Source organism: Roseateles saccharophilus, assembly GCF_004342485.1.
Lineage (GTDB): Bacteria > Pseudomonadota > Gammaproteobacteria > Burkholderiales > Burkholderiaceae_C > Pelomonas > Pelomonas saccharophila.
Genome location: NZ_SMBU01000010.1, coordinates 25,241 through 47,162, shown reverse-complemented (window position 1 = coordinate 47,162; position 21,922 = coordinate 25,241). Strand labels below are relative to the sequence as shown.

Below are 21,922 nucleotides of genomic sequence, written 5' to 3'. Positions count from 1 at the left end.
ACCTTGCCGGCCTCCGCCTTGGATCAAGTCTTCATCAACCTGCTGAACGGCCTGTCGTCCGGCCTGCTGCTGTTCATGCTCAGCTCGGGCCTCACGCTGATCTTCAGCATGATGGGCGTGCTGAACTTCGCGCACGCCAGCTTCTACATGGTGGGCGCCTATGTCGCCTACTCGCTGGTCGGCGTCATCGGTTTCTGGCCGGCCCTGCTGCTGGCGCCCCTCATCGTCGGCGCGATGGGCGCGGCCTTCGAGCGGCTGGCGCTGCGGCGGGTGCACAAGTTCGGCCATGTGCCCGAGCTGCTGATCACCTTTGGCCTGTCCTACGTCATCCTGGAGCTGGTGCAGCTGGTCTGGGGGCGCACTGCCGTGCCCTTCACGCCGCCGCCCGAGCTGCAGGGCTCGGCCTTCACCCTCATCTCCGCGCCGGGCCAGGGCATGTCCTTCGCGCTCGGCAAGGCCGCGCCCGAGCTCTGCACCGCGGCGCTGTGCTCCACCTTCCCGCTGACGCGCGCCTTCATGATGCTGGTGGCGCTGCTGATGCTGCTGGGCCTGTGGCTGCTGCTGACGCGCACCCGCGTCGGCCTCGTCATCCAGGCCTCGCTGACCCACCCCGAGATGGTCGAGGCCCTGGGCCACAACGTGCCGCGCGTGCTGATGCTGGTGTTCGGCAGCGGCTGCGCGCTGGCGGCGCTGGCCGGCGTCATCGGCGGCATCACCTTCGTGACCGAGCCCAATATGGCGGTCATCGTCGGCTCCATCATCTTCGTCGTCGTCGTCGTGGGCGGCATCGGCTCGCTGGCGGGGGCCTTCGTCGGCTCGCTCGTCATCGGCCTGCTGCAGACGCTGCCGCTGACGGTGGACGCGTCGCTGGCCTCGGCGCTGACATCGCTGGGCCTGACGATCACGCCCGACACGCCCGCCTATCCCGTGCTGCGCCTGGCGCTGAAGGACGTGGCCCAGATCCTGCCCTATCTGCTGATGGTGCTGATCCTGATCTTCCGGCCCAAGGGCCTGCTCGGCACGCGGGAGGATTGATGGCCAAGCGCCGCGAATTCCACTTCAAGCCCTATAACGTCGGGCGCTGGGTCATCTGGAGCCTGTTCGCGCTGGCGCTCTTCGTCGCGCCGCGCATCTGGACCAGCGGCCTCGCGCAGACCATGCTCACGCAGATGGGCATCGGCGTCATCGCCTGCCTGGCCTACAACATGCTGCTCGGCCAGGGCGGCATGCTGAGCTTCGGCCATGCGGTCTACAGCGGCATGGGCGCCTTCCTGGCCATCCATGCGCTGAACATGGCCGGCGCCGGCACGCTGGGCCTGCCGGTCAGCCTGATCCCGCTCGTCGGCGGCCTGGCCGGCCTGGTCTGCGCGGCCCTGCTGGGCTATGTGTCGACGAAAAAGGCCGGCACGCCCTTCGCGATGATCACGCTGGGCGTGGGCGAGCTGGTCTTCGCGCTGGCGCTGATGCTGCCGGAGTTCTCGGGCGGCGAGGGCGGCATCTCCAGCAACCGCGTCATCGGCAACGCGGTGCTGGGCATCACGTTCGGCCCGCAGATCCAGGTCTATTACCTCGTGGCCGTCTATTGCTTCGTCTGCACGGCAGCGATGTTCGCGCTGACGCGCACGCCGCTCGGCCGCATGCTCAACGCGGTGCGCGACAACCCCGAGCGCGTCGAGTTCGTCGGCTACGACACGCACTGGGTGCGCTTCATGGCCTTCACGATCTCGGGCTTCTTCGCCGGCATCGCCGGGGGGCTGGGCGCCATCAACACCGAGATCGTCAACGGCGAGGTGCTGCATGCGACGCGCTCCGGCGCCTACCTGCTGTTCACCTTCCTGGGCGGCGCGACGGTCTTCTTCGGGCCCATCATCGGCGCGGTGCTGATGGTCATCTGCGGCGTGCTGCTGTCGGAGCTGACGAAGGCCTGGCTGCTCTACCTGGGCCTGATCTTCCTGTTCATGGTCATGTATGCGCCGGGCGGCTTCGCCAGCCTGATCCTGATGAACCTGCGCGTCGCGGCCTTCGGCAAGTTGAAGAAGCTGTGGACGTCCTACCTGGCGCTTGCCGGCACCGCACTGGCGGCCCTGGTGGGCGCGGCAGCAATGATCGAGATGGTCTACCACCGCCAGCTCAACGAGGCCCTGGGCCCGGAGCTGCGCTTCATGGGCGCGACGCTGAACAGCGCGGGTGTCGATGCCTGGTTCGGCGCGGGCTTGCTGCTCGTCGTCGGCGCGGCTCTGTTCGAGCTGGTGCGGCGCCACTATGTGCACGAATGGGGCGAGATCCAGGAAGACATCGAGAAGGAAATCAAACGCAGGGAGGCGCTTTGACTTACGCCCTCGAACTGCGCGACGTGCGCAAGAGCTTCGGCAAGAGCGAGATCATCCGCGGCGCCAACCTGGCCGTGCAGGCCGGCGAACGCGTCGCCATCATCGGCCCCAACGGCGCGGGCAAGAGCACGCTTTTCAACCTGATCAGCGGGCGCTTTGCGCCCACTTCTGGCGAGATCCAGCTGCACGGCCGCCGCATCGACGGCCGCAAGCCCTATGAGATCAACCGCCAGGGCCTGTCCCGCAGCTTCCAGGTCTCCAACCTGTTCACGCGGCTGTCGGTGTTCGAGAACATCCGCTGCGCCGTGCTGTGGAGCCTGAGCCACCGCTACGCGTTCTGGAAGTTCCTCGCCGACCTGGACGACGCCAACGATCGCACCGAGCAGATCCTCGAGATGATCAAGCTCGACAAGAAACGCGACGTGCTGGCCATGAACCTCACCTACGCCGAGGCGCGGGCGCTGGAGATCGGCATCACCATCGCGGGCGGCTCCAGCGTCATCCTGCTTGACGAGCCCACGGCCGGCATGAGCAAGAGCGAGACCAAGCGTTTCATCCAGCTGATCCGCGAGGTGACGGAGGGCAAGACCCTGCTGACCGTGGAGCACGACATGGGTGTCGTCTTCGGCCTGGCCGACAAGATCGCCGTGCTGGTCTACGGCGAGGTCATCGCCTTCGACACGCCGGACGCGGTGCGCGCGAATGCGCGGGTGCAGGAGGCCTATCTGGGCTCGGTGCTGGCAGAAACACAGGCGGCGGCATGAGCGAAGCGCGCACCCTCAAACTCGACAATGTCCACGCCTTCTACGGCAAGAGCCATGTGCTGCACGGCGTCAGCATGGAGGTGCGTCCGGGCGAGATCGTCAGCCTGCTGGGCCGCAACGGCGCCGGGCGCTCGACGACGGTCAAGACCATCATGGGCCAGGTCGATGCCAAGGGATCGGTGCAGTTCGGCGGCGCCGAGCTCATCGGCCGCAAGGCCTACGAGATCGCCCACCTGGGCCTGGGCTATGTGCCCGAGAACCGCGACATCTTTCCCAAGCTCACGGTGCACCAGAACCTGCTGCTCGGCCAGAAGTCCGGCGCCAAGAATGCGCGCTGGAACTTCGACGACATGTACCGCATGTTCCCGCGGCTGCGGGAGCGCCAGCACACCGAGGCCGGCGTGCTCTCGGGCGGCGAGCAACAGATGCTGACGCTGTGCCGCACGCTGATGGGCGACCCCGACCTCATCATGATCGACGAGCCCACCGAGGGCCTGGCGCCCAAGATCGTCGAGCTGGTGGCCGAGTACCTGAAGGAGCTCAAGAAGCGCGGCCTGGGCGTGCTGCTCGTGGAGCAGAAGCTCGCCATCGCGCTGGAGATCTCCGAGCGCTGCTATGTGATGGGCCACGGCCGCATCGTCTTCGAGGGCAGCCCCGCCGAGCTGCGCGGCAATGCCTACATCCGCAAGGAGTGGCTGGAGGTCTAGATGCTGTTGGCCACGCTCGAAGCCGGCAGTGCTGCCGCGGCAGGCTGCGGGCGGGCGTAGATGTCGTCGATCGCGCATTGCAGCAGGCCGCTGCCATGCCGGTGGGCCTCGGAGGAAACGGCCAGGCCGACGCTGATCTGGACCTGGGCCAGGTTCTTCTCCAGGCCATAGGGGCCGCGCAGCTGCTCGAACAGGCGGCGCTCCACCAGTTCTGCGCCGGCCTTGTCGGTGTCCAGCAGCACGGCAAAACCGGTGTCGCCCACCTGGAAGACGAAGTCGGTGCGGCGCACGCGATAAAGCAGCCGCGCGCCCAGGGCCTGGGCCACGGTTTCGCGAAGGCCGTCGGCCGAGGCCTGCCCGACGAGGCTCAGCAGCTCGACCTCGATCCACAGCAAGGCCATCTGGTCGCCCTGGCGGCGGCTGCGGGCCAGATGGCGGATGAGCTCGATCTCGAGTTCGACCGTGGTTTCGACGCGCCGGGGCGGCGTGGGCGCCGTCCGGGGGGCTGGCAGGGGGCTGTCGGAGGGGCTGACCAGGGACATGGCGGGCAGGGGTTGTGACGGGGTGAGGGCCGCATCCGCCAGTTGCCTCCGATCCTTGCCGGCCTCCCTGGCGCGCAGCGGACTGGACCCTCACAGTTGAAAAACGCGGCGGCGACGCAAAACCCGACACGCGCCGCAAAAAAATGTTGGCGAGCGGCTGGCGTTTCAGGGGTTTCCCTGGGCCTGGCGGGTTAGGCAGGCGCGATCAGCGGCTAGAGTCCGCGCCATGCAAGACATCACCCAGATGCTGAAGGCCGCGTCGCAGGGCGACCGGGCCGCGGGCGACCAGGTGGTGGCGGCGCTGTACGACGACCTGCGCCGGCAGGCGCGGCGCCATCTGCGCCAGTCCGGCGGCGTGACGCTGCTGGACGCGACGGCCCTGGTGCACGAGGTCTGGCTGCGCCTGGCCGACCTGCAGGGCCGCGACTACCCGGACCGCCGGCATTTCCTGGCCTATGCAGCCTGCGCGATGCGCAGCGTCGTCGTCGACCTCGTCCGCGCCCGTCAGGCCGAGCGGCGCGGCGGCGGCCAGGCGCTGCTGACGCTGAACACCGCCGTGGCCGAGCAGACCCCGCAGACCGAGGACGACGTGCTGAAGGTCCACGAGGCGCTGGGCGAGCTGGCCCAGGCCGAGCCGCGCCTGGCCCAGGTCGTCGAGATGCGCTATTTCGCCGGCCTGCCCGAGCGCGACATCGCCGATGCACTGGGCGTCACCGAGCGCACGGTGCAGCGCGACTGGCAGAAGGCGCGGCTCTTCCTGGCCACAAGCCTGCGCGGTTGAGGCGGCACGCAGCGATGACCGCCATCGACAAGCAACAGTGGGCCGTGCTGAGCCCCCTGCTCGACGAGCTGCTGGACCTGGCCGAGCCCGAGCGCGGCGAGCGCCTGGCGGCCCTGCGCGCGCAGGATGGCGCGCTGGCCGACCGGCTCCAGGCCCTGCTGGCCCACGATGCGGCGCTGGACATGCAGGGCTTCCTGGACACGCCGGCGGCACGCGCCGTCATCGACACGCTGGCGGCACCCGATGAGCCGCCCGACCTGACCGGCCTGCACATCGGGCCCTATGTGCTGCAGCGCGAACTGGGCCGGGGCGGCATGGGCACGGTTTGGCTGGCGCGCCGGGCCGACGGCCGCTTCGAGGGCGACGTTGCGATCAAGTTCCTCAGCGCCGGCGTGTTCGGCAGCGGTGGCGCGGCCCGCTTCGCCCGCGAGGGCCAGATCCTCGGCCGGCTTTCGCACCCGCATATCGCGCGGTTGCTGGATGCCGGCATGCACGACGGCAGCCAGCCCTATCTCGTGCTGGAGTATGTCGAGGGCCTGCCCATCGACCAGCACTGCCAGCAAAAGGCGCTGGACGTCACGGCCCGCATCCGCCTCTTCCTCGACGTGCTGGCGGCCGTGGCCCATGCGCATTCGCGCCTCATCCTGCACCGCGACCTCAAGCCCAGCAACATCCTGGTGAGCGCAGACGGCCAGGTCAAGCTGCTGGACTTCGGCATCGCCAAGCTGCTGGACGATGCGGCCCAGGGCCAGGACGGCGCCGCCGCCACCGAGATCACCCAGCGCGCCGGCAGCGCCTACACGCCGCAGTTCGCCGCGCCCGAGCAGGTGCAGCAGGCCGACGTGACGACGGCCACCGACGTCTATGCGCTGGGCGTGCTGCTCTATCTGCTGCTCGGCGGCCGCCACCCGACGGCCGGGGCGACGCAGACACAGCTCGACCACTTGAAGGCCGTCGTCGAGACGCGGCCGCGGCGCCTCTCCAGCGCCGCGGCCGAGGCCGCCGACCCCGCGCTGGCGCGCCAGGCACGGCTGCTCAAGGGCGACCTGGACACCATCGTCGCCAAGGCGCTGAAGAAGAAGCCGGCCGAGCGTTATGCCAACGCTCAGGCGCTCGCCGATGACCTGGGCCGCTGGCTGGCCCACGAGCCCATCAGCGCGCGGCCGGACAGCCGCCTCTATGTGCTGGGTCGCTTCGTGCGGCGGCATCGCGTGGCGGTGGCGGCGGGCGGCCTGGCCGTCTGCGCGCTGCTGGCGCTGACGACGGTGAGCCTGCTGCAGGCGCGACGTGCCGAGATGGCCGAGCGCCAGGCCCAGGCGCGGCGACAGCAGGCCGAACACCTGCTGTCCTATCTGCTCGGAGAGGTGGCCAGCCAGCTGCGGCCGGTGGGGCGGCTGTCGCTGCTGGAGGGCATCGGCCAGCAGGCCTTACAGGTGTTGGGCAGCCCGGACCCTTCCGAGGCGGTGTCGACCGAAGACCTGCTCAAGCGTGTGAAGGCGCTGCTGATGCTGGCTGAGGTCAATCTGCAGAAGGAACGCTTCGACGTGGCGTCGGATGCGCTGGCTGCGGCCGAGCGGTGGTTCCAGCAGGCCCAGAGGCAGTCGCCTGAGGATGAGACCGTGCTGCGTCAGGGGACGCAACTGGAGTTCTGGCTGGGGGAGCTGGCTTCGCGGCAGGGGCAGGTCGGCCAGGCATTGCAGCATTGGACGCGTTACCAAGATATCGCCCTGCAGTGGGTCGGCAAGGCGCCGAACGCTGACGAACCGCTGCTGGAGTTGTCCCATGCTCGAAGCAATTTGGGAACCCTGGCCCTGAGGTCGCTGTCCTTGGACGAAGCGAGGCGGCAATTCAATCTGGCGCTGGAATTCTCCCGGAGCCTGCAAGCAAAGCATCCCGACGTGGAGGAGTATCAGAAGAAGCTCCACAACGATCTTGTCTGGGCGCTGGAAACTGCCGTGGCTGGCGGTCGGCCCTCCGAAGCGCTCGGATTCAGTGACGAGGTGCTTGCCCTGCTTGGCCGGCGGATGGCGGCCCGTCCGCAGGATCTCCTGCCCAAAGTGGACCTGGCGATCGCCCTGGGTTGGCGGGCACGGGCGCTCGCAGAGCTGGGCAAATCCCAGGAGGCTGAGGCCGCCGATGCGCGTGCTCAGGCCGCTTTGGGAGATGCCGTTGCCGGCGACCCGAGCAACCAGCGCTGGCGCCGGTTGCTGCTGGACCGGGAGGCGTTGGTGCTGCTGTCTTCACTGCAGGCGAACGTGGCATCGATCCCGGTTCTGCAGGCGAAGGCTCGGGCGCTGCAGGGTGTACTGGCCTCCATGAAGACCTCCTCCGTGATCAGCAAGAACGTGCTGGCCCTTTGGGAGTCGCGCCAACTAGCTCCGGGTCTCGCGATAGCTCGCATCGACGAGGCCCTGGCCTTGCCGCCCACCTGGAACCCAGCCAGCCAGCGCCCGCGTTACAGCGAACTGCGCACGCGTGCAGCTCTGGAACTTGAGCGTTGGCACCTGGTGCACTTGCATGAACTGCCCATCCAGGCCGGAGCCTGCCGCAAGGCCATCGCCTATTGGGAGCCCGTGGTCCGTGCGGGTATCGCAAGCCCCGTTCCTGAGCTGTGGCGCCAGCTCAGGGACTGCCACTAATGCGCCGCTGTGCTTTCTCAAAGGATCGCCGATGTCTACTGACACATCGCTCGGGACCACCAAGAACCCCTACCCGGTCACCCTGACTGCCGGTTTTGACGGTAACAACCAGCCCTACTTTCTCTACTTCGACCCGCAGGGCAAGCCTATGAGCTCGCCGCTGGTCATTCCCGCTGCCAAGCCGTCGTATGACAGCATCCGCTTCACCCAGACCGGCGACGCCACGCAACTGCGCCTCTGGGCTGCGGTCACCCACACCCTCGACAACAGCTCACCCGTTCCGCAGGGTGACAATCTGCTGCTGGCATTGGGCGGTTCCGTGGCGATCACGGTGAACTTGGGAACCTGGCGCGGTACGGTGCTCATCTTCGTGCAGCTGGACGCGGCTGGTAATGTCGTCAAGCTGGTGCCTACACCGGACCCGACGACCGAGAACGACGGCTGATCGAACAAGCCGGAGGCCGACCTCGGTGGCTGGGCAGGCCGAAGCGCTCAGCCCAGCCCCAAGCCCGTCAATCGCTGATAGCGCTTGCGCAAAAAATCCGCCGCCAGTCTCGCATCGCCGCCCAGGCGTTCGCCGATGTAGAGCTCCTGGCGGCGCTCCGTGATCTGCGCGCGCAGCCGCGCGGCCATGATGTCCAGCGGGCGCATGCCGCCGGTTTCGGCGCGCTCTATGGCGATGCGCAGCTGGTGCATCTGCAGGTTCTGCAGCACCAGGGTCTGCGCCTGCACGATGCGGATGCGGCCCTGCACCATGTGCTCGCACAGGCCCAGCCAGGCACGCACCGCGTCGGCCGGGCCGCCGATGACCTTCTCGGGCAGCTCGCCGGCGGCCAGCAGCAGGGTTTCGAGCCGGCTGCGGTCGCCGCTGGCATAGGCCTCGTTGACGACCATCATGCGCTGCTCGCAGACCTCACGCTCGGGGCCCGAGGGCGCCAGGTCGGGGTGGAAGCGCATGGCCGCGCGCCGGTACAGCGTCTTCAGGCTGGGCGGCGGCAGGTCGGTCAGCGGGCCGGTGGGCTCGGGCGGCAGGGGCACGGCCTCGGGCAGGGCGGGGATGTCGGGCCAGGCCTTGGCACGCTGCGTGGCCGGCACGGGGGCGTCCACGCCCTGGCGCTTCAGCGCATCCGACAGCAGGGCGGTGGCCTGGTGGAGCTGGGCCTCGAGTTCGTCGAGCTCGCGCATCAGCGGGCCCAGGGCCTCCAGGTAGCGCAGCTGAAAGCCCAGCAGCTTGGCGCGGGCGCCGTCGTGGTCGGCTTCCAGCACGGCGAGGTAGCGCCGCAGATCCTGCAATTGCTCGCGTCGCCGCGTCAGTTCGTGCCTCGTGATCGCCGTGCTCGCCATGAACTGCGATTCTGCCCTGGGGCCACCATGAAAAACGGCCCGCGAAGGGGCCGTTGAGTCGGGACTTACCTGGGCTTCACTGCGAGGCCGCCGAGGCGGGCAGCTCGGCCATGCTGGCCGCGGGAGCAGGCTCGCTGGCCGCCACGGCGGCGACCGGCACCGGCACCGGCATGGGCTCGGGCGCCTTGCTGCCGGCCGTCATCGGCAGCAGCGGCACGATGAGCAGGGCGACGATGTTGATGATCTTGATCAGCGGGTTCACGGCCGGGCCGGCGGTGTCCTTGTAGGGGTCGCCCACGGTGTCGCCGGTGACGGCGGCCTTGTGCGCCTCACTGCCCTTCTTGTGCAGCACGCCCTTGTCGTCGGTGAAGCCTTCCTCGATCAGCTTCTTGGCGTTGTCCCAGGCGCCGCCGCCGGTGCACATGGAGATGCCGACGAACAGGCCCGTCACGATGGTGCCCATCAGCAGGCCGCCGAGGGCCGCCGGGCCGAGGACGAGGCCGACGATGATGGGTGCGGCCACCGGCAGCAGCGAGGGCACGATCATTTCCTTGATCGCCGCCGTGGTCAGCATGTCGACCGCGGCGCCGTACTCGGGCTTGCGCTGGCCGGCCATGATGGCGCCGTCGGCGAACTGCTTGCGCACCTCGACGACGACCGCACCGGCCGCACGGCCCACCGCTTCCATCGCCATCGCGCCGAACAGATAGGGGATCAGGCCGCCGATGAAGAGGCCGAGGATGACCTTGTGGTCGCTCAGGTCGAAGCTGACATGCATGCCGCGTGCTTCCAGCGCATGCGTGTAGTCGGCGAACAGCACCAGGGCTGCGAGGCCGGCCGAGCCGATGGCATAGCCCTTGGTGACGGCCTTGGTGGTGTTGCCCACGGCGTCCAGCGGGTCGGTGATGTCGCGCACAGCGGCGGGCAGTTCGGCCATCTCGGCGATGCCGCCGGCGTTGTCGGTGATGGGGCCGTAGGCGTCCAGCGCGACGATGATGCCGGCCATGCTCAGCATGGAGGTGGCGGCCACGGCGATGCCGTAGAGGCCGGCCAGCATATAGGCCGAGTAGATGGCGGCGCAGACGAAGAGCACCGGGAAGGCGGTGGACTTCATCGACACGCCCAGGCCGGCGATGACGTTGGTGCCGTGGCCGGTGGTGGAGGCCTGGGCGACGTGCTGCACCGGGTGGTATTGCGTGCCGGTGTAGTACTCGGTGATCCAGACCATCGCGGCCGTCAGCACCAGGCCCACGGCGCAGGCGCCGAACAGGGCCATCGCGTTGGTCGTGCCACCGCCGGTCAGCTCGATGCTGCCGGGGAACATCGCCTTGGTGACGAAGAAGAAGGCGATCAGGCTCAGCACACCGGCCACGATCAGGCCCTTGTACAGCGCCGGCATCACGTTCTTCATGCCGTCGCTGGCCTTGACGAAGTAGCAGCCGATGATGGAGGCGATGATGGACACGCCGCCCAGGGCCAGCGGGTAGACCACGCCGGCCAGGGCGCTCGAGCCCGTCACCATCAGCGCACCCAGCGCCATCGCGGCGATCAGCGTGACGGCGTAGGTCTCGAACAGGTCGGCGGCCATGCCGGCGCAGTCGCCGACGTTGTCGCCCACGTTGTCGGCGATGACGGCCGGGTTGCGCGGGTCGTCCTCGGGGATGCCGGCCTCGACCTTGCCGACCAGGTCGGCACCCACGTCGGCGCCCTTGGTGAAGATGCCGCCGCCCAGTCGGGCGAAGATGGAGATGAGGGACGAGCCGAAGGCCAGGCCCAGCATGGGCTTGAGCGCCTGGCTGTCATGCCCGCCGCCGATGGCCATGTAGAAGCCGCCCACGCCCAGCAGGCCCAGGCCCACGACCAGCATGCCGGTGATGGCGCCGCCCTTGAAGGCGACGTCAAGCGCAGCGCCTATGCCCTTGGAGGCGGCCTGCGCGGTGCGCACGTTGGCGCGCACCGAGATGTTCATGCCGATGAAGCCGCAGATGCCCGACAGCACCGCGCCGATGACGAAGCCGATGGCCGTCGTCTTGCCCAGGCCCGACACCGCGATCGCGATGGCGAGCACGACGCCCACCATGCCGATGGTGCGGTACTGCCGTCCCAGGTAGGCGGCGGCACCCTGCTGGATCGCCGTGGCGATCTCCTGCATGCGGGCATTGCCGGCGTCCTGGCTCAGGATCCAGCTGCGTTGAATGAAACCATAAAGAACGGCCGCGAGGCCGCAGGCCAGCGCGAAATACAGCGCCATCTCCGTCGACATGAACAAGTCTCCTCAGGTGCGTGTGATCTATGGCCCCAAGCGGTCTGCAGGGGCTTGCGCGGCGGAGCTTAAGGGCCGGGTCGGGCGTGTAAGGGGAGCGTTTACCCATAAAACTAGAATCCGGGTTTTCCTTAGCACTACAACGACGACCATGAGCCTGCACAACGTGTCCCCCGGCGCCAAGGCGCCCGACGAGTTCAACGTCATCATCGAAATCCCGATGAATGCCGACCCGATCAAGTACGAGGTCGACAAGGAAACCGGCGCTCTGTTCGTCGACCGCTTCCTGACCACGCCGATGTATTACCCGTGCAACTACGGCTACATCCCCAAGACGCTGGCGGACGACGGCGACCCGGTGGACGTGCTGGTCATCACCCCGTTCGCGCTGTCGCCCGGCGTCGTGGTGACCTGCCGGCCGCTCGGCGTGCTGATGATGGACGACGAGGCTGGTGGCGACGCCAAGCTGCTGGCCGTGCCGACCAACAAGATCCTGCCGATGTACAGCCACTGGGAAAAGATCGAGGACGTGAACCCGATGCGCCTGCAGGCCATCCAGCACTTTTTCGAGCACTACAAGGATCTGGAGAAGGGCAAGTGGGTCAAGGTCAAGGGCTGGGAAGGCCCGGACTCCGCCAAGCGCGAGATCACCGAAGGCATGGTGAACTACAACAAGGCCTGATCGGCCTTGCCGCCCCGCTCAAGGCGCCGCATCTGCGGCGCCTTTTGCTTTGACGAGCCCGCTTACGCGGTCTTGTAGGGCGCGTGTTCGTTCAGCTCGTCGATGTAGCCGGCCATGGCCGCGCCCTCGCGGGCCAGGAAGTCGTTGACCGCGTCGGCGAAGGCCGGGTGGGCCAGCCAGTGGCTGGAGGCGGTCGGCGTGGGCAGCAGGCCGCGCGCCATCTTGTGTTCGCCCTGGGCGCCACCCTCGAAGCGCTCGTAGCCCTGGGCGATGCACCAGGCCAGCGGCTGGTAGTAGCAGGCGTCGAAGTGCAGGCAGGGGACGTGCTCGGTCGCGCCCCAGTAGCGGCCGAAGGCGGCGCGGCGCGCGGGGTCCAGCGCGATCAGCGAGGCCGCCACGCGCTCGCCCGCACGGCGGGCCGTGAACAGCAGCCAGTGCTCGGGCATGTCGGCCGCCATGCGGGCGAAGAAGTCGCGGCTCAGATAGGGCTTGCTGTGGTGGGCCTGGTAGGTGAGCTGGTAGCAGCGGTAGAAGTAGTCCCAGTCCTCGGGCGTGATGGCCGCGCCCTCGCGGGCCTCGAACGTGACGCCGGCCTCGCGCACGCGGCGCTGCTCCTGCTGGATCTTCTTGCGCTTGTCGCGCTGCAGGCTCGCGAGGAAGGCGGCGAAGTCGGCGTCACCCTGGGTGGTCCAGTGAAACTGCACGCCGGCCCGCGCGGTGCAGCCGGCGGCGGCCAGCGCGGCCTGGTCGGCCTCGTCGCCGAACAGCACATGCAGCGACGAGGCCTCGGTTTCCTTGGCCAGCGCGCGCAGCGCCTGGGCCAGCAGCGTGCGGGCCGCGTCGTCTACGGCCAGCAGCCGGCTGCCCGGCACGGGCGTGAAGGGCACGGCCACCAGCAGCTTGGGGTAGTAGCTCAGGCCATGGCGATGGTAGGCGTCGGCCCAGGCCCAGTCGAACACGTATTCGCCGTAGCTGTGGGTCTTCAGCCAGGCCGGGCAGGCGGCGATCAGCTCATCTCCGCGCCACAGCGACACGAACTGCGGCCGCCAGCCGGTCTTGCTCACGGCGCTGCCGCTGGCATGCAGCGCGCGCAGATAGGCCAGGCGCATGAAGGGCGTCGGCCGCGCCTGGGTGGAAAGCAGGGCGTCCCAACGGTCTTGCGGCAAGGCCTCGGGCGATTCGTCGACCCGAATGACAATGCCGGTCTCGTTCGCTGATTTGCTGTTCCCCATGTCCTCGCCCTTGAAGATCGCCCTGGCCCAGATCAATGTCGTCGTCGGCGACCTGGCAGGCAATGCGGACCGCATCATTGCCCAGGCGCGCGCGGCGCACGCGGCTGGGGTTGATCTGCTGGTCACGCCCGAACTGGCGCTGTGCGGCTACCCGCCCGAGGATCTGCTGCTGCGCCCGGCCTTCCTGGCCGGCTGCGACGAGCAGTTGCGGCGTGTCGCCGCCGAGCTGTCGGGCCTGCCGGGCCTGCATGTCGTCGTCGGCCATCCGCGGGAGCGCGAAGGCGGCGCGGCGCGCGGGCGCAGTTGGTCGCTGCCGCCCTGCCTGAATGCGGCCTCGGTGCTGGCCGGCGGTCGCATCGTCGCGACCTATGCCAAGCGCGAGCTGCCCAACTACCAGGTCTTCGACGAGCGCCGCTATTTCTGCTCGGGCCGCGACGCCGGCCTGGGCGCCGTCGTCGTCGACGTGAAGGGCACGAAGCTCGGCCTGCTGATCTGCGAAGACGCCTGGTTCGACGAGCCCGCCGCCGCCGCGAAGGCCGCCGGCGCGGAGCTGCTCTGCGTCATCAATGCCTCGCCCTTCCATGTCGGCAAGGTCGAGGAGCGCGAGCAGCGCATGGCCGAGCGCGCCCGCGCGACCGGGTTGCCTTTGCTCTACGCCCACCTCGTTGGCGGCCAGGACGAAATGGTCTTCGACGGCGCGTCGTTCGCCGTGCAGGCCGATGGCCAGTTGGCGATGCGCGCGGCCATGTTCGAGGAGGCGCTGGCCGTCGTCGACTTCGCTGCCGGCCGGCTCGGCGGCGCCGTCGTGCCGGTGCCCGAATTCGAGGCTCAGGTCTGGCAGGCGCTGGTGGTGGGCGTGCGCGACTACCTCGGCAAGAACGGCTTCCCCGGCGCGCTCATCGGCCTGTCGGGCGGCATCGACTCGGCCCTGGTGCTGGCCATCGCCGTGGACGCGCTGGGCGCCGACAAGGTGAGGGCGGTCATGATGCCCTCGCCCTACACGGCCGACATCTCCTGGATCGACGCGCGCGACATGGCCGAGCGCCTGGGCGTGCGCTACGACGAGATGAGCATCGTGCCGATGTTCGATGCCTTCAACGCGACGTTGGCCGGCGAGTTCAAGGGCTTGGCCGCGGATGCGACCGAGGAGAACATCCAGGCCCGCATCCGCGGCACGCTGCTGATGGCCCTGTCCAACAAGTTCGGCAGCATCGTGCTGACGACCGGCAACAAGAGCGAGATGGCCACCGGCTATTGCACGCTCTACGGCGACATGGCCGGCGGTTTCGCCGTCATCAAGGACGTGGCCAAGACCCTGGTCTTCCGGCTCGCGCGCTGGCGCAATGCGCAGGGGGCCGAGATCATCCCGGACCGCATCCTCACCCGCCCGCCCTCGGCCGAGCTGCGCCCCGACCAGAAGGACGAGGACAGCCTGCCGCCCTATGCGGTGCTGGACGCCATCCTGGCGCGCTACATGGAACAGGACCAGTCCATCGCCGACATCGTTGCCGCCGGCTTCAGGCCCGAGGACGTGGAGCGCGTGACAAGGCTGATCAAGATCAACGAATACAAGCGCCGCCAGGCCCCGGTGGGCATACGCATCACCCACCGCGGCTTCGGCCGCGATTGGCGATATCCCATCACCTCGCGCTTCCGTGCGTAAACTTGGGTGAACCTCGCCAACCTGGAGCGCATGCAATGAAGCAGATCACCGCCATCATCAAACCCTTCAAGCTCGACGAGGTCCGCGAGGCGCTGGCCGAGGTGGGTGCCTCGGGCCTGACGGTCACCGAGGTCAAGGGCTTCGGGCGCCAGAAGGGCCACACCGAGCTCTACCGCGGCGCCGAATACGTCGTCGACTTCCTGCCCAAGGTCAAGGTCGAGGTCGTCGTGAAGGACGACGAGGTCGAGCGCTGCATCGACGCCATCCTGAAGGCCGCCAAGACCGGCAAGATCGGCGACGGCAAGATCTTCGTGCTGCCCGTCGAGCAGGTCGTGCGCATCCGCACCGGCGAGACGGACGAAGCGGCGGTCTGAACGAGCCCCTCGCCTGGTCTCGCCGCTGAACGCGTGCGAGCCCAATCGGTCTTGCAGACCGCGCTGCGACTTGCGCCGCAGCTCTTCGGCAGGCACAAGCCGCCCACAGGGCGCCTTGTGTCCGGCCTCAGCCCCCGAGGGGACGGCGACGCTCGCGGCTTCGAGCCGCTCGCACATCGCCCGACGGGCCGGCTTGGGGCGGCCCGGCGCTCGGCCCCAAATACGCACTATCGCTGTGTCAGGGCCAGCTTGGCGCCCAGCGCCACGAAGGTCGCCGCAAAGCTGCGCCTGAGCCAGGCCATCACGGCCGGGCTGCCCAGCACCCGTTCGCGCATGCGCGCCGCGAAGGTGCCGTAGACGGCGAAGACCGCAAAGGTCATCGCCATGAAGATGGCCGAGAGTTCCAGCATCGCCAGCGTCGGCGCAGCCTCGTCCCGGGCGATGAACTGCGGCAGGAAGGCCACGAAGAACATCGACAGCTTGGGGTTGAGCAGGTTCACCATCACGGCGTGCCGGACGACCTGCCAGTCCGAGCGTTCGGCGTCGTCGGCCTTCAGCTCCAGCACGCCCCGCTCCCGCCAGGTCATCCATGCGAGAAGGAGCAGATAGGCCGCGCCGGCGAACTTGACCGCCTCGAAGGCCGGCGCGCTGGCGTGCAGCAGCGCCGCCAGGCCGGTCACGGCCGCCAGCATGTGCGGCACGATGCCCAGCGTGCAGCCGAGGGCCGCCACCAGTGCCGTGCGCGTGCCGCGCGACAGGCCGGTGGCGATGGTCACCGCCGCGCCCGTGCCGGGCGAGGCGACGACGAGCAGCGAGACGGTCAGGAATTCGATGTTCATGCAGGCGCTCCTTCAGGGGAGGGCCATGCTGCGGCGCCGCGAGGGCGCCGTCTTGAACGAAATTTCAGGCCGGCGCCAGCGCGCCCGGCGTGAGGCCGAAGCTGCGCACGAAGCAGCGCGTCATATGGCTCTGGTCGGCGAAGCCGCTGGCCCCGGCGGCCTCGGCCAGCGGCAGGCCGGAAAGGATGAGCCGGCGCGCCTGTTGCACGCGACGCTGCAGCAGATAGGCATGCGGAGGCAGGCCGGTCAGGCGGGTGAAGGCCCGCAGGAACTGGTGGCGGCTCAGGCCGGCCGTAGCGGCCATGGTGGCGAGCGTCGACGTGGCCATGGGGTCGTCATCCATGCGCTCGCGGGCCGCGTGGACGCCGGCGACGAGGGCAGGGCGCTCGCGCGGCGCATGCTGCAGCAGGCCGGCGATGAAGGCCAGCAGGGCGGTCTCCGCGTGCAAGCCCTCGCCTTGCGCCGCCGTGGCCGCCTGGAACAACGTGGCAAAGCGCGCGACCAGTGTTGCGTCGCGGATGACCGGTGCGCTGAACTCGAATTGGCCGCCCGGCATGACGTCGGCCGCGGCTTCCATCAGGCGGGCCGGCTCGACATAGAGCATGCGCCAGCGTCGCCCCGAGGCGTCGAAGGGCTTGCCGTCGTGCACCTCACCCGGGTTGACGGTGATCAGGTCGCCCGCGCCGGCCTCGACGACGCCGCGCCCGCTGGCCGACTTCTGTGCGCCGCGCTCGATCAGGCCGATGCCGAATTCCTCATGCGTGTGGCGGCCGAAGGCATGCGCGGAGTCGGCAGCGACGGCCTGCACGCCGGCCATGCCGGAGTGCAGCAGTTGGAAGCTTCGGGCCCTGCGCATGGCCCGCAGTGTTGCATCCTCAGCGCAGGTGCTGCCAGATGGCGGCGCCCCAGACGCCGGCGGCCAGCAGCAGCGCCATCAGCACGGCGGCACTGGCGATGTCCTTGGCGCGCTTGGACAGCTCGTGCCGCTCGAAGGACACGCGGTCGACGACGGCCTCGATGGCGGAGTTCAGCAGTTCCACGATGATGACGACCAGCAGCGAGCCCAGCAGCAGTGCGGCCTGCTCCCAGGTCTTGGCCAGCCAGAAGGCCAGCGGCGCAGCCAGGATGCACAGCCAGGTCTCCTGGCGGAAGGCGCTTTCGCCGGAGTAGGCGGCCTTGAGCCCGGCCCAGGAGTAGCCGGCGGCGTGGATGATGCGGTCCAGGCCGGTGCGGCCCTTGTGGGGGTTGTCTTGCGGGCTGCTCATCGGCGCTGCGGAAGCTGGGTGACGACGCGCGAGCCGCAGATCGTATCGTGCAGGAATTGCCGCTGCGGGTGCAGCCTGGCGATCAGCAGATAGGCCAGCACACCCGCGGCAAGGCTGCCGAAGATGGCGACGCCGCCATGCAGGCCCAGCGCCCAGACGCTGAGCAGCGCAGGCAGGAACCACAGCCAGCCGAGGCAGTAGCGCAGCAGGGCGCGGCCCCAGCCCAGCGGGCGGCCCGCGGTGTCGACCACCCGCAGATGCCAGGTCTTCATCGCCAGCGTCTGGCCCGAGCGGGTCCAGAAGCCGACGAAATACAGGCCCAGCACGAAGAAGAGGAAGACGCCGAGGCCGGTGCGCCCCTGCATCGCATGCTGCTGGCGCGTCAGCACCGAGTAGAGGAAGCCGGCGAAGAAGGTCACGCCGAACAGCAGCACGCCTTCGTAGAGGAAGGCAGCGAGCCGGCGCGCCAGGCCCGGGGGCGGGGCGCCCAGGTCGGCCGTTGCCGTCATGGGCGCGAAGCGGCCGCCGAGGGTGCCTGCAGCGACTTGGGCAGCAGGGTCTTGGGGTCGACCAGGGCCGGGTCTGCGACGACCTTGGCCTCGCCCACGGCATGGTGGCTGGGCATCACACGTGCATGGGTGATCAGTACCGTGGTGGCGCCCGGCTTGGCCTGGATCAGGCTGCCGGTAACCGGCGTCGGCGTCACCAGCTTGGGCGCAGCCGGCACGATGTTGGACTTGGGCGTGGCGGCCAACGGCTTGGCCGTGTGGCCGGGCGCCGCCGCCTGGGCCTTGCGGCGCGCCGCGGCCTTCTCGGCCAGCTCCCGGCGCTTCTCGGGCGGCAGGGCCTGGTAGGCCTCCCATTTGGCCTGGCGCTGCTCGGCGTCGATCTGCTTGGCGACCTGGAAGCCGACCCGCGCGTCACGGCGCTCGGCCGGCGTCAGGTGGGCCCAGTCGCGCATGCGCTCGTGCAGGCGGGCCAGTTCGGGCGCTGGCAGCGAGGCCAGCATGGGCGTGGCGTTCACCCATTTGCTGCGCTGCGTGGCGCCGAGCTTGGCCCAGTCATGCTCAAGCGGTGCCAGGAGGGCTTGCTGCGCGGGCGTCAGGGACTGCCAGTTGGGCGCGGCGGCAAGGGCGGAGACGGCCGGCGCAACCGGCGTGGTCGGGGCGACAGCGCGCGCGACCGATGCGGCAGCAGCAGGGGGCACGGCGCTCGCCGCCTCGGGGGCTGACGCGGCCTCGGGCGCCTGCGCAAAAGCAGAAAGCCCCGCCGCGCCGAGCAGCAGGGCTATCAGCAGGCGGGGTAGCTGGGCGGGCGGCGGCGTCGCAGCTCGGGTCATGCGCATCCGGTCATTCTTGACCATCTCTCAGGAATTCCGCGAAGCCGGGGTCGCTGAAGGCTGCCGGCGGCAGGTTGTCGCTGAGCAAGGCGGTATCGACCTCGGCTGCGGCGACGATCTGCTGGTGGATCTGGCCACGATGCATCAGCAGCAGGCCGGCCACCAACGCCAGCAGCGGCAGGGCCGAGACGAGCTTGGCCCAGAGGCCGTTGTCGCTGCCCGCACGGCGCGGGCCGCCGCCCAGGGCCAGCGTGGCGCCCATCTGCACCACGGCGGGGCTGGCTGCGCTCACCGCGGTGCTGGCTGCGCGCGCTTGGGCGGCACGGGCCAGGGCCTGCTCGCGGGCAAAGCGCAGGCGCTCGGTCACGTCGTGCGGCAGCTCGGCATTGCGCTCGTTCAGGCTGGCGGCGACGCGCAGCCCGAAGCGCTTGACGCTCGCGTCAAGGCGGGCGTCCAGATCGGCAGTGCGGGTGGAAAGATTTGGCGACTTCATAGCGTGATCCCCTTGGCCTTGAGGGACTTGGCCAGCGCGTGGACCGCGCGTGAGCAGTGCGTCTTGACACTGCCTTCCGAGCAACCCATCACAGAGGCGGTCTCTGCAACATCCAGTTCCTCCCAGTAACGCAGCAGGAAGGCTTCGCGTTGACGCGCCGGCAGCTGTTCCACTTCCGCCTCGATGGATTGCAAGATCTGCGCCCGGCTGACCTCGTCCGCCGCGCTCTGGGCGCCCATGGCGCCATCCCGGGTTTCCAGGATCTCCAGCAGGTCGAAGTCGCCGTCGGCATCGCCGCCCTCGAAGTCGGACATATTCGTCATGACCGCGTTGCGCACCTTCTGGCGACGGAAGTAGTCCATCGTCGCGTTCGACAGGATGCGCTGGAACAGCAGAGGCAGTTCGGCCGCGGGGCGGTCGAAATAGTTCTCGGCCAGCTTGATCATGGCGTCCTGCACGATGTCGAGGGCGGCATCGTCGTCGCGGACGAGGTAGGCCGTGCGCTTGAAGGCGCGGCGATCCACGTTACGCAGGAAATCGTTGAGTTCTTTGTCGGTGGCCAAGGCTTGGAGGCTATCCGGGCAGCAAAGCGAATTATCGCATTGGCTACTGCATTCGTTTCATACGAAGGCTCAAACGTTTTTGCTCGGCATAATGTTGCTTCGCACAAAGAGTCATGGTCTCTCAGTGGTCGCCCGACTGGGGCCCCATCTGTTGACGCGCAGGTTCCGAGTCCGTCTCACGAGGACGAGAGGAGGGGCACCAATGGTTTTTCGTTAGAGAAAATCACAGAGGTTCTAAAAATGGATATGTCTGCCGCGGAACTGAAGCGCGCCGCCCTGGCGCAGCCGACTTCCTCCTCCCCCAATTCCTCCACCGCGGAGCTCAACGGCTCCGAGATCCTCGTTCGCTGCCTGCAGGCCGAAGGGGTGCGCCATCTCTGGGGTTACCCCGGTGGCGCGGTGCTCTACATCTACGACGCCCTCTACAAGCAGGACAGCATCCAGCATGTGCTGGTGCGCCACGAGCAGGCCGCCGTCCATGCCGCCGACGGCTTCGCCCGTGCGACCGGCGAGGTGGGCGTGGCCCTGGTGACCTCGGGTCCGGGCGTGACGAATGCCGTCACCGGCATCGCCACGGCCTATATGGACTCGATCCCGATGGTCATCATCACGGGCCAGGTCCCCACGCCGGCGATCGGCCTGGATGCCTTCCAGGAGTGCGACACCGTCGGCATCACGCGCCCCATCGTCAAGCACAACTTCCTCGTGAAGGACGTGCGCGACCTGGCGCTGACGCTGAAGAAGGCCTTCCACATCGCGCGCACCGGCCGTCCTGGCCCGGTGGTGGTGGACATCCCCAAGGATGTGTCGCTGGCCAAGACCAGCTTCCACTACCCGGACCGCGTCGAGATGCGGTCCTACAACCCGGTCAAGAAGGGCCACAGCGGCCAGATCCGCAAGGCCGTGCAGCTGCTGCTGCAGGCCAAGCGACCTTATATCTACACCGGTGGCGGCGTCATCCTCGGCGAAGCCACGGCCGAGTTGCGCCAGTTGGTCGACCTGCTGGGCTTCCCCTGCACGAACACGCTGATGGGCCTGGGCGCCATGCCCGGTACCGACCCGCGCTTCCTGGGCATGCTGGGCATGCACGGCACCTACGAGGCCAACATGACCATGCAGCACTGCGACGTGCTGCTGGCCGTGGGCGCGCGCTTCGACGACCGCGTGATCGGCAACCCCAAGCACTTCGGTTCGGTCGAGCGCAAGATCATCCATGTGGACATCGACCCTTCGTCGATCTCCAAGCGCGTGCGCGTCGACATCCCCATCGTGGGTGACGTCAAGGACGTGCTGCAGGAGCTGATCGCGCAGATCAAGGAGGCCCAGGCCAAGCCGGACGCGAACGCCGTCAACGCCTGGTGGAGCCAGATCAACGACTGGCGCCGCCGCGACTGCCTGGCCTACAAGGGTTCGGACGAGGTCATCAAGCCGCAGTTCGTCGTCGACACGCTGTGGAAGCTGACCCGCGACCGCGACACCTACATCACCTCGGACGTCGGCCAGCACCAGATGTGGGCCGCGCAGTTCTACAAGTTCGACCAGCCGCGCCGCTGGATCAACTCCGGTGGCCTGGGCACGATGGGCGTCGGCCTGCCCTATGCGATGGGCATCAAGCTGGCCCGGCCCGAGTCGGATGTGTTCTGCATCACCGGCGAAGGCAGCATCCAGATGTGCATCCAGGAGCTGTCGACCTGCTTCCAGTACAAGACGCCGGTCAAGATCGTCTCGCTGAACAACCGCTACCTGGGCATGGTGCGCCAGTGGCAGCAGCTCGACTACGAGGGCCGCTACTCGCACAGCTACATGGACGCGCTGCCCGACTTCGTGAAGCTGGCCGAGGCCTATGGCCACGTCGGCATCCTGGTCGAGAAGCCGAGCGACGTCGAAGGCGCGCTGAAGGAAGCGATGCGCCTGAAGGACCGCACGGTCTTCCTCGACATCCGCACCGATCCGACCGAGAACGTCTGGCCCATGGTCAAGGCGGGCAAGGGCATTTCGGAGATGCTGCTGGGCTCGGAAGACCTGTGAACGGCTGAAGCCGCGGGTCCTGGCGCGCGTTACCGCGCGTGCTGAGGCCGGTGGCGGATGACGCGAACAGCCGA

The 21,922-nt window shown here is 68.6% G+C and carries 22 protein-coding genes; 11 read left to right on the top strand and 11 right to left on the bottom strand.

Annotation, left to right across the window (positions count from 1 at the left end; genetic code table 11):
* Positions 1-75 precede the first annotated feature (75 nt).
* From EV671_RS10630 to EV671_RS10615, 4 genes are read left to right on the top strand one after another with little or no spacing between them, the layout of a single operon-like run.
* A complete protein-coding gene (locus EV671_RS10630) occupies positions 76-1,035 on the top strand; it encodes a branched-chain amino acid ABC transporter permease (protein WP_243655683.1) in 960 nt (319 codons plus the stop codon).
* Positions 1,035-2,330, top strand: a complete 1,296-nt coding sequence (locus EV671_RS10625; RefSeq protein WP_132571288.1) for a branched-chain amino acid ABC transporter permease — start codon at positions 1,035-1,037, stop codon at positions 2,328-2,330. The genes EV671_RS10630 and EV671_RS10625 overlap by 1 nt, the downstream gene beginning before the upstream one ends.
* Positions 2,273-3,094, top strand: coding sequence for an ABC transporter ATP-binding protein (locus EV671_RS10620; RefSeq protein ID WP_132571287.1), 822 nt, complete (start codon positions 2,273-2,275; stop codon positions 3,092-3,094). The genes EV671_RS10625 and EV671_RS10620 overlap by 58 nt, the downstream gene beginning before the upstream one ends.
* On the top strand, positions 3,091-3,801 hold the full coding sequence (locus EV671_RS10615; protein ID WP_132571286.1) for an ABC transporter ATP-binding protein: 711 nt from the start codon (positions 3,091-3,093) through the stop codon (positions 3,799-3,801). The genes EV671_RS10620 and EV671_RS10615 overlap by 4 nt, the downstream gene beginning before the upstream one ends.
* Here EV671_RS10615 and EV671_RS10610 read toward each other — a convergent pair.
* Positions 3,798-4,343, bottom strand: coding sequence for a diguanylate cyclase domain-containing protein (locus tag EV671_RS10610; RefSeq protein ID WP_132571285.1), 546 nt, complete (start codon positions 4,341-4,343; stop codon positions 3,798-3,800). The two genes, EV671_RS10615 and EV671_RS10610, sit on opposite strands and share 4 nt — an antisense overlap.
* Positions 4,344-4,569: 226 nt before the next feature.
* Between EV671_RS10610 and EV671_RS10605 the strand changes: the two genes are divergently transcribed.
* The 3 genes from EV671_RS10605 to EV671_RS10595 are packed head-to-tail and all read left to right on the top strand — an operon-like array spanning position 4,570 to position 8,208.
* Positions 4,570-5,124, top strand: coding sequence for an ECF-type sigma factor (locus EV671_RS10605; RefSeq protein ID WP_132571284.1), 555 nt, complete (start codon positions 4,570-4,572; stop codon positions 5,122-5,124).
* A 14-nt stretch (positions 5,125-5,138) separates the two neighbouring features.
* Positions 5,139-7,763, top strand: a complete 2,625-nt coding sequence (locus EV671_RS10600) for a serine/threonine-protein kinase (protein ID WP_132571283.1) — start codon at positions 5,139-5,141, stop codon at positions 7,761-7,763.
* A gap of 31 nt (positions 7,764-7,794) precedes the next feature.
* Positions 7,795-8,208 (top strand): hypothetical protein, encoded by a 414-nt coding sequence (locus EV671_RS10595; protein WP_132571282.1) that lies wholly within the window; start codon positions 7,795-7,797, stop codon positions 8,206-8,208.
* Between the two features lie 47 nt (positions 8,209-8,255).
* Here the strand turns inward: EV671_RS10595 and EV671_RS10590 are convergent, their stop codons facing one another.
* Together EV671_RS10590 and EV671_RS10585 are read right to left on the bottom strand one after the other, a co-directional pair.
* Entirely contained in the window at positions 8,256-9,107 is an 852-nt protein-coding gene (locus EV671_RS10590; protein ID WP_132571281.1) for a J domain-containing protein, read from the bottom strand.
* Positions 9,108-9,183: 76 nt separating this feature from the next.
* Complete coding sequence (locus tag EV671_RS10585) at positions 9,184-11,370, bottom strand: sodium-translocating pyrophosphatase (RefSeq protein WP_132571280.1); 2,187 nt, start codon at positions 11,368-11,370, stop codon at positions 9,184-9,186.
* A 151-nt stretch (positions 11,371-11,521) separates the two neighbouring features.
* On the opposite strand from EV671_RS10585, the gene ppa reads away from it, so the two are divergent.
* Positions 11,522-12,052: an inorganic diphosphatase gene (gene ppa, locus EV671_RS10580; RefSeq protein ID WP_132571279.1), complete on the top strand. Its 531-nt coding sequence runs from the start codon at positions 11,522-11,524 to the stop codon at positions 12,050-12,052.
* A gap of 62 nt (positions 12,053-12,114) precedes the next feature.
* On the opposite strand, the gene EV671_RS10575 is transcribed toward ppa, so the two are convergent.
* Positions 12,115-13,284, bottom strand: a complete 1,170-nt coding sequence (locus tag EV671_RS10575) for a GNAT family N-acetyltransferase (protein WP_132571278.1) — start codon at positions 13,282-13,284, stop codon at positions 12,115-12,117.
* On the opposite strand from EV671_RS10575, the gene EV671_RS10570 reads away from it, so the two are divergent.
* Together EV671_RS10570 and EV671_RS10565 are read left to right on the top strand one after the other, a co-directional pair.
* Positions 13,283-14,947, top strand: a complete 1,665-nt coding sequence (locus tag EV671_RS10570) for an NAD+ synthase (protein WP_132571277.1) — start codon at positions 13,283-13,285, stop codon at positions 14,945-14,947. The two genes, EV671_RS10575 and EV671_RS10570, sit on opposite strands and share 2 nt — an antisense overlap.
* Positions 14,948-14,982: 35 nt before the next feature.
* Positions 14,983-15,321: a P-II family nitrogen regulator gene (locus EV671_RS10565; RefSeq protein WP_132571276.1), complete on the top strand. Its 339-nt coding sequence runs from the start codon at positions 14,983-14,985 to the stop codon at positions 15,319-15,321.
* Between the two features lie 227 nt (positions 15,322-15,548).
* On the opposite strand, the gene EV671_RS10560 is transcribed toward EV671_RS10565, so the two are convergent.
* From EV671_RS10560 to EV671_RS10530, 7 genes are all read right to left on the bottom strand, one after another.
* Positions 15,549-16,160, bottom strand: a complete 612-nt coding sequence (locus tag EV671_RS10560; protein WP_132571275.1) for a LysE family translocator — start codon at positions 16,158-16,160, stop codon at positions 15,549-15,551.
* A gap of 64 nt (positions 16,161-16,224) precedes the next feature.
* Positions 16,225-17,016, bottom strand: coding sequence for an AraC family transcriptional regulator (locus tag EV671_RS10555; RefSeq protein ID WP_132571274.1), 792 nt, complete (start codon positions 17,014-17,016; stop codon positions 16,225-16,227).
* A gap of 19 nt (positions 17,017-17,035) precedes the next feature.
* Positions 17,036-17,425, bottom strand: coding sequence for a diacylglycerol kinase (locus EV671_RS10550; RefSeq protein ID WP_132571273.1), 390 nt, complete (start codon positions 17,423-17,425; stop codon positions 17,036-17,038).
* Positions 17,422-17,934, bottom strand: coding sequence for an RDD family protein (locus EV671_RS10545; RefSeq protein WP_132571272.1), 513 nt, complete (start codon positions 17,932-17,934; stop codon positions 17,422-17,424). Before EV671_RS10545 ends, EV671_RS10550 begins: the two co-directional genes overlap by 4 nt.
* On the bottom strand, positions 17,931-18,764 hold the full coding sequence (locus EV671_RS10540) for a DUF3106 domain-containing protein (RefSeq protein ID WP_207911133.1): 834 nt from the start codon (positions 18,762-18,764) through the stop codon (positions 17,931-17,933). The genes EV671_RS10545 and EV671_RS10540 overlap by 4 nt, the downstream gene beginning before the upstream one ends.
* A 10-nt stretch (positions 18,765-18,774) precedes the next feature.
* Positions 18,775-19,257, bottom strand: a complete 483-nt coding sequence (locus tag EV671_RS10535; RefSeq protein ID WP_132571270.1) for a DUF3619 family protein — start codon at positions 19,255-19,257, stop codon at positions 18,775-18,777.
* Positions 19,254-19,820, bottom strand: coding sequence for an RNA polymerase sigma factor (locus tag EV671_RS10530; RefSeq protein ID WP_132571269.1), 567 nt, complete (start codon positions 19,818-19,820; stop codon positions 19,254-19,256). The genes EV671_RS10535 and EV671_RS10530 overlap by 4 nt, the downstream gene beginning before the upstream one ends.
* A gap of 240 nt (positions 19,821-20,060) precedes the next feature.
* Here EV671_RS10530 and EV671_RS10525 point away from each other — a divergent pair, with 240 nt between their 5' ends.
* Positions 20,061-21,848, top strand: a complete 1,788-nt coding sequence (locus EV671_RS10525) for an acetolactate synthase 3 catalytic subunit (protein ID WP_132571268.1) — start codon at positions 20,061-20,063, stop codon at positions 21,846-21,848.
* The last annotated feature ends 74 nt before the right edge of the window (positions 21,849-21,922 follow it).

What these genes read in the sequence shown, in the direction of transcription:
- EV671_RS10550 (WP_132571273.1), bottom strand. Translation starts at nt 17,425, where the DNA reads ATGAGCAGCCCGCAAGACAACCCCCACAAGGGCCGCACCGGCCTGGAC.
- EV671_RS10600 (WP_132571283.1), top strand. Translation starts at nt 5,139, where the DNA reads ATGACCGCCATCGACAAGCAACAGTGGGCCGTGCTGAGCCCCCTGCTC.
- EV671_RS10595 (WP_132571282.1), top strand. Translation starts at nt 7,795, where the DNA reads ATGTCTACTGACACATCGCTCGGGACCACCAAGAACCCCTACCCGGTC.
- EV671_RS10535 (WP_132571270.1), bottom strand. Translation starts at nt 19,257, where the DNA reads ATGAAGTCGCCAAATCTTTCCACCCGCACTGCCGATCTGGACGCCCGC.
- EV671_RS10610 (WP_132571285.1), bottom strand. Translation starts at nt 4,343, where the DNA reads ATGTCCCTGGTCAGCCCCTCCGACAGCCCCCTGCCAGCCCCCCGGACG.
- EV671_RS10575 (WP_132571278.1), bottom strand. Translation starts at nt 13,284, where the DNA reads ATGGGGAACAGCAAATCAGCGAACGAGACCGGCATTGTCATTCGGGTC.
- ppa (WP_132571279.1), top strand. Translation starts at nt 11,522, where the DNA reads ATGAGCCTGCACAACGTGTCCCCCGGCGCCAAGGCGCCCGACGAGTTC.
- EV671_RS10585 (WP_132571280.1), bottom strand. Translation starts at nt 11,370, where the DNA reads ATGTCGACGGAGATGGCGCTGTATTTCGCGCTGGCCTGCGGCCTCGCG.
- EV671_RS10540 (WP_207911133.1), bottom strand. Translation starts at nt 18,764, where the DNA reads ATGACCCGAGCTGCGACGCCGCCGCCCGCCCAGCTACCCCGCCTGCTG.
- EV671_RS10545 (WP_132571272.1), bottom strand. Translation starts at nt 17,934, where the DNA reads ATGACGGCAACGGCCGACCTGGGCGCCCCGCCCCCGGGCCTGGCGCGC.
- EV671_RS10605 (WP_132571284.1), top strand. Translation starts at nt 4,570, where the DNA reads ATGCAAGACATCACCCAGATGCTGAAGGCCGCGTCGCAGGGCGACCGG.
- EV671_RS10625 (WP_132571288.1), top strand. Translation starts at nt 1,035, where the DNA reads ATGGCCAAGCGCCGCGAATTCCACTTCAAGCCCTATAACGTCGGGCGC.
- EV671_RS10615 (WP_132571286.1), top strand. Translation starts at nt 3,091, where the DNA reads ATGAGCGAAGCGCGCACCCTCAAACTCGACAATGTCCACGCCTTCTAC.
- EV671_RS10525 (WP_132571268.1), top strand. Translation starts at nt 20,061, where the DNA reads ATGGATATGTCTGCCGCGGAACTGAAGCGCGCCGCCCTGGCGCAGCCG.
- EV671_RS10570 (WP_132571277.1), top strand. Translation starts at nt 13,283, where the DNA reads ATGTCCTCGCCCTTGAAGATCGCCCTGGCCCAGATCAATGTCGTCGTC.
- EV671_RS10560 (WP_132571275.1), bottom strand. Translation starts at nt 16,160, where the DNA reads ATGAACATCGAATTCCTGACCGTCTCGCTGCTCGTCGTCGCCTCGCCC.
- EV671_RS10630 (WP_243655683.1), top strand. Translation starts at nt 76, where the DNA reads ATGCTCAGCTCGGGCCTCACGCTGATCTTCAGCATGATGGGCGTGCTG.
- EV671_RS10590 (WP_132571281.1), bottom strand. Translation starts at nt 9,107, where the DNA reads ATGGCGAGCACGGCGATCACGAGGCACGAACTGACGCGGCGACGCGAG.
- EV671_RS10555 (WP_132571274.1), bottom strand. Translation starts at nt 17,016, where the DNA reads ATGCGCAGGGCCCGAAGCTTCCAACTGCTGCACTCCGGCATGGCCGGC.
- EV671_RS10565 (WP_132571276.1), top strand. Translation starts at nt 14,983, where the DNA reads ATGAAGCAGATCACCGCCATCATCAAACCCTTCAAGCTCGACGAGGTC.
- EV671_RS10620 (WP_132571287.1), top strand. Translation starts at nt 2,273, where the DNA reads ATGGGGCGAGATCCAGGAAGACATCGAGAAGGAAATCAAACGCAGGGA.